3 protein-coding genes are annotated in these 5,635 nt (G+C 59.8%); 1 reads left to right on the forward strand and 2 read right to left on the reverse strand.

Going from position 1 to position 5,635, the window contains the following annotated elements:
- Window positions 1-555: 555 nt before the first annotated feature.
- Together HMPREF2734_RS07460 and HMPREF2734_RS12070 are read right to left on the reverse strand one after the other, a co-directional pair.
- The gene (locus HMPREF2734_RS07460) at window positions 556-2,412 is read right to left on the reverse strand and encodes a hypothetical protein (protein ID WP_070570246.1); all 1,857 of its coding nucleotides are present in this window, start codon (window positions 2,410-2,412) and stop codon (window positions 556-558) included.
- A 158-nt stretch (window positions 2,413-2,570) separates the two neighbouring features.
- The gene (locus tag HMPREF2734_RS12070) at window positions 2,571-5,390 is read right to left on the reverse strand and encodes a DUF7507 domain-containing protein (protein WP_210384749.1); all 2,820 of its coding nucleotides are present in this window, start codon (window positions 5,388-5,390) and stop codon (window positions 2,571-2,573) included.
- Between HMPREF2734_RS12070 and HMPREF2734_RS12175 the strand changes: the two genes are divergently transcribed.
- Window positions 5,371-5,635 (forward strand): hypothetical protein (locus tag HMPREF2734_RS12175; RefSeq protein WP_210384750.1); only part of this gene is annotated, 265 nt, incomplete at its 3' end. The two genes, HMPREF2734_RS12070 and HMPREF2734_RS12175, sit on opposite strands and share 20 nt — an antisense overlap.

Consider the following 5,635-nt stretch of genomic DNA (forward strand, 5'->3'; position numbering starts at 1 on the left):
CCTGGGGAAATGCCGGAACAGCACTTCAAAACAGTCCAGAAATGGTCGGAAAGATTGTTCAACGACTGCGAAAACGGCTCGAAATGGGTGTGACGTGCGGATTGTTCAGCAATCTGCACCACCTGCTTACCCCCGCAAATTACCCCCGTTTTAGGAGCGCACACGCAGCAACAGCCCTTAAGACACGAAAAACACGGCCTATGAGCCCTGTTCTGCTAGTACGTTTCGCGCCCAACTAGCCGATGAGCCCACTAATAAACACCATGCCCAACACGACCTGGACAAACACCACCGGCATCTTTCGATCTGCTAGCACAATCCCGAACACCACTAGCAGACCAGGAGAACACCACCCCAACGCTCATCGTCTAGCACCCCGAAACACCAGCTAGACGATCAGCCCCATAACGACAAACAACCCCAACACCACCAGGGCAAACACAGAGGCCAAAACGAGACCGTCTAGCAGCATCACAAGCCCAGCTAGACGATCAGCCCACAGACGCGGAAACGCCCGCTGGTGTCGAATCCGGCGGGCGTTTCTATGCCTGGTTTTTAGTTCTCGTTGGTCTCGCGGCGACGGCCGAGCGCCAGGTAGGCGCCACCCACCAGCATCAGCAGGACGCCGAGGGAGATCACGGCGCGCATCGGCGTACCGGTATCCGCAAGATCACCGTCGCGCTCCTTGCTGGAGGAGGTGGTGGTCTTCTTCGTGGAAGTCGAACCCTTCGCAGCAACGCGGTTGGAGTTGTTGCTTGCGTTCTTCACGGACGTGGTGCGGCCCGTGGAGCGGCTCGGGGTGGTCTTCAGCGGCAGTGGCGTCGCCGAGGACTTCGTGGTCTTCGCACCGCCACCGGCACCTGCGAGACCCGCGGCGCCGGCCATTGCGGCTGCTGGGCCGAGAACCTTGGTGGCAATCGGCTTGAACTCATCAATCGCCTTCAAAATCTGCTGCGGACGGTTCAGCGTGGTCACCTTCGGATCACGGGCGAGAACGATCTCTGCGGTCTTCGCGTTGCGCTGGACCTGGATTTCCGCATTCTTGTAGCCGTGCGGTGGTTCGATCAAGGTGAGCTTGATCAGCTTGCGATCCTTAGCGTCCTTATTCAGATCGAACACGACGTTTGCGCGTCCGTCGGCACCAGTCCTACCGGCAACGCGGCCATCAGCGCTCTTGAACTCAGCGCCTTCAACAGCCTTGTTGTCATCGGTGCGGACGAGGACCTCCATGACCCAGTCGTCCTCAGCCGCAGGCGCGGTTGGGGTCGTGGCCGAGTTGGTCGGGGTCTCGGTTGCAGGCGTGGTCGTTGTCGTGGCCGGGTTGGTCGGGGTCTCGCTGCCCGGGGTTGCGGTCGGGGTTGCAGCGCCAGTCTCCGGGTTGTCAAGGCCAGGCAGCTTGAGGCCAGCGACACCGGCGAAGTTGTCAGCTTCATCGCCCTTGGCGACGACGTTAGAAACCGCGTTGTCCTTCACGTGGATAGCGGTCGCGTCGTCGTCGGCAAAGACGAACTCGCCGTCTTCGTTCTTGTAGGCGTAGTTCAGTGCCTTTACCTTCGGCAGGGTTGCCTTTTCCGGCACTGTCACAGCGGCGTGGGTCGCGGCTGGAGCCTTCTCGTCGACGTCGAGGTGCCACAGGTAAGCCTCGCCCTTGTCGTTGGTGGACAGGGCGACAAGCGAGGTCTCGTTCTTCTCACCGTCGGCAGCCCATGCGGCGGGCTTGCCGGCTTCCTTCACGCCGTCGATCTTCAGCGGCTTAGTGGTGAACGCGAGCGGGGTGTTCTTGGCGCCCGACTTATCGTCGGAAAGATCCAGGGTGTACACCTTGTCCTCGCCGAACAGCACAAGCGTGCCGCCAGCGGTGAAGGCAGCGGTGTCGATCTTGGTGGCGTCGTCACCCTTGAGGTCGATCTTGCCCAGATCCATCAGACCACCATCGTTGGCGTTAATGCGCAGCAGGTGGCCGGCGTCCTTGCCCTCCTCGTCCTGGGAGATGGCGTACAGCAGCTTGTTTTCAGGGTGGCGCGCAAGAGCGGTGTAGGTGCGGCCCTTGGAGTTGTACTGCGCGCCAGAGGTACCGGTGCCGTTACCCGGCGTATCCAAGAACAAGGCAGCAAATGCCTTTGCAGCGTCCGAAAGGTTCGAATCCTTGGCTGGGGTCTGCGTCACCGGCGCGGCCGAATCCGCCACTGGGGTGTTGGCGGTGGCCGGGGTGGTTGCTGGGGTCGTCGATACGCTGCTCGCATTGCTTGTCGACGACACCGGGTCCACCGCAGCAGACGACGTCACAGGCGCAGTCTCCTTCGCAGTAGCGCTCTCCTGCGCGTTTGCGACCGGCACGAGTGCGATCGAGCCTGCGACTGCTGCCGCGAGCGAAAGCCCGACGGCACGTTTTGCCTTGGATGTTGCTGCCATTATTACCTCTCGAGAATAGAAAAAGCGCGCACGAGCGCCCCCAAAAACCACATATGAATGTATACGCCAACCTTGGACTTCACAATACATCCCGAACAAAAGCGAAACCCGCCTACTCGCCGAGCAATTTGCATCGGTTTCGTAGGCGGGTCGGCTTTTTAGGCTTCAGCCGGTTCCGCAGGCTCCTCAGGCTTGGCGGTCTCCGTTGCCTCGGCCTTGTTGGTGGAGCTGCTGCCCTCGGTCTCTACGTTCCAGCCGAACTGGCAGCTGGCGTAGTACAGACCCATGATCAGACCAGCCACAGCCAGGAGGCCAACACCGGCAACCGCAGCCGGGGCGGCCGGATTGATCTGGGACAGCTGGCGGTTGACCTGGTCGATCTGCGCCTGGAACTGGTTGAACACAGACGGGACTTCAATGTTCACGTTCGGCATCACGCTGCGCACTGCCTCGTTGGCCTGTGCGGCCGCGGCGTTGAGCTCGTCTTCGAACATCACACCGATACCACCGGCGACTGCACCGAGAAGGCCGATCGGCACCAGCCACGCAACCGGGTTGGATACCGAGGATGCGGTGGCCAGGCACTTGCCCAGGGAGCTGCCGTCCTCGCCAACAATTTCGTTGTCCCTGCCGATACCGCCACCTGCAGCGATGTCGCCGTTGCCCTTCTCAAACTGCAGACCGATCACGATTTCCTTCTGGGACGGATCATCCGCAGCCGGACGCAGTTCGAACGGCTCGGAGAACTTGCCGCGAACCTTGAACGGCTTCGACTCCAGGGTCGAGCCCGCACGGGACGAGTTCTTCTCCGGATCACGCGGATCAATCAGACGCAGGTTGCCCGGGTTGTCGATCTCGAAGGTGTACTCACCCCACGGTGCAGACTCGAAGTAGACGTTGCCGTCTTCGTTGGTCTCGCCCGCGATGGACGGACCACCATCGGTCGGAACCAGCTTGACCTTCAGCCCTGTGAGGCCTTCGTTCTCGTCCTGCGTGCGGTTCTGGTTCTCATCAACCCATGCGATCAGGCGCAGGTTGTCAGCCAGCGGAGCACCCTGGTCAACGATGATGTGAGCGTTGCCCTTGAGGTTCTCGCGCGGGGAGATGATCAGCGTGGATGACGGGTCATCGCCGTAGTCCGGTTCACCCGCGAGGCCGCGGCCACGAGCCGGACGCGTCGGGAGTTCACCCGTTGCTTGTGCTTGGTTGTGGTGACGGACATTGTTAGCCAGACCTTCCGGGATCTCAGCAGTGAAGATCACACGCTGACCTGGCAGCAACGTGCCATTGAAGCCCTCAGGCTTCTTAATCTCAAGATCCTTGACCTTCTTCAGCTGATCAGCTGGAACGTCGTTGCCATCCTTGTCCTTGGCATCGCCCTCAAAGATCGCGTCCTTCAGCTCCACGTTCACCATCGGTGCAGAACCGGTGTTCTGGATTTCGTAGGTGAACTTCAACGCGTTGCCGACGCCCATACGAACAGGCTTGTCCGGGTTGGTAGCAAAGCGGGCGTTGACCTTCTTGTGCACCTCTGCCTTGATGAACTTGGTGTACGCCGAATCCGGTGCGGAACCTACCTTTTCACCAGTAGAGGTTTCACCGAAGGCGGTAGCGACGTTGTTGAAGTCGAACGCGTCCTCCGGAGCCTTCATCTTGGCCTTAATCACCTCGGTTTCACCCGGGGCGAGCTCCGCAGTCCAGCCTTCCGGCATCTTCAATTCGATGTTGCGCGACTGAAGTTCCGGATCATCGATATCGATGTTCTTAATCGGCGTATCACCGGTGTTGGTGATGAAGAGCTCGTAGTAGAGATCTTCGCCGGGAAGGGTGGTCATGACATCGTCGACAAGATTGCCGTCCTTGTCCTTAACCTGGCCCAGGTTATCGGCGTCGCGGCCCCAGACCTGCTTCTCCAGTTTCAGGGAAGCATTCTTGGTCAGCTGGATTTCCGGCAGCTTCACGTCATCACCAGGGCGGACCGGAACCTTGATCTTGTCGATCTCGCGGTCGCTACCCGGAGTCAGGATCTCGATCTCGTTGACGCCAGGCGTGACATCTTCGATCTTGAAGTTGCCCTTCTCATCAACGTCGATGATCTTGGAGTCGCCGTTCGGGTCGGTCACTACGACCTTGGTACCCGGAACAGCATTGCCGTTGCCGTCGTTGACATTGCCCTCAATGGACTGATCGATCGGAGCCTTGACACGGATCTCGCCCATGTCGGTACGCTCGCCCTGCTTCACCGTGACCTTACGGTTCAGCGGCTTGCCGTTGATGTCGGTGTCCGGCCAGCCCTCCGGCAGCTCAATTTCCATGTCGAAATCGACGACGCCTTCAGGGAAGTACTGGAAATCGATCTCCGGGGTGACGAAGAAGCCGTCTCCATCAACGCTGAGCGGAATCTCGTAGTCGAAGTACTCCGGTCCCTTGGTCTCCTCAGTGCGGGGATCGACCGAGATGGTGTTCGGATCAGCGACATCCTTCTTGATGAACTTGATCTTTGCACCCTGGATCGGGTTACCGTGCTCATCGATCAACCAACCACCGACGGTGTTTTCACCGATGCGGTCAGACTTGTCCTTGCGGCCACGTTCCGACTTGTCGACCTCGAACTCGATCGGATCAGACTCGCCGTCCTTGACCTCAACGATCTTCGGACGTGGGTTGTTCATGCCCTCAGGGGTCTCTACCTCGACGATGTACTTACCGTCAGGCAGCGGCTTGTCGTCCGGACCATGGATCTCGAAGTTGCCCTCTGGATCCGTGATCTCTACGTTCTCAGCAACCTTCTCGCCATCAGGTCCGTAAACCGTGACATTCGGCTTACCCTCGCCGTCCTGCGGCAGCGGCTTGCCGTCCTTGTCCTTGACTGTGCCGGTAATGGAAGGCTTGGTCTCGGCCGGAGTGGTCGTGGTCGGCGTCGGCTTTTCAGTCGTCGAGGTCGGCGTCGGCTTCGACGTGGTCACCTTCGTGGTCATCGGCTTTTCAGTTGTCGAAGTTGGCGTCGGCTTGGACGTGGTCACCATCGTGGTCGTCGGCTTTTCAGTCGTCGAGGTCGGCGTCGGCTTCGACGTGGTCACGGTCACCTTCGTGGTCGTCGGCTTCTCAGTTGTCGAAGTTGGCGTCGGCTTCTCAGTCGTCGGAGTCGGCGTCGGCTTGCTGGTCGTCGGCTTCGGGGTCGGGTTGATGTTCTCCAGCTTGGTGTCCTGGTCCTTCTTCACCT

The sequence above is a fragment of the Corynebacterium sp. HMSC055D05 genome (assembly GCF_001810365.1).
Lineage (GTDB): Bacteria > Actinomycetota > Actinomycetes > Mycobacteriales > Mycobacteriaceae > Corynebacterium > Corynebacterium coyleae.

What these genes read in the sequence shown, in the direction of transcription:
- HMPREF2734_RS12070 (WP_210384749.1), bottom strand. Translation starts at nt 5,390, where the DNA reads ATGACCACGAAGGTGACCACGTCGAAGCCGACGCCGACCTCGACGACT.
- HMPREF2734_RS07460 (WP_070570246.1), bottom strand. Translation starts at nt 2,412, where the DNA reads ATGGCAGCAACATCCAAGGCAAAACGTGCCGTCGGGCTTTCGCTCGCG.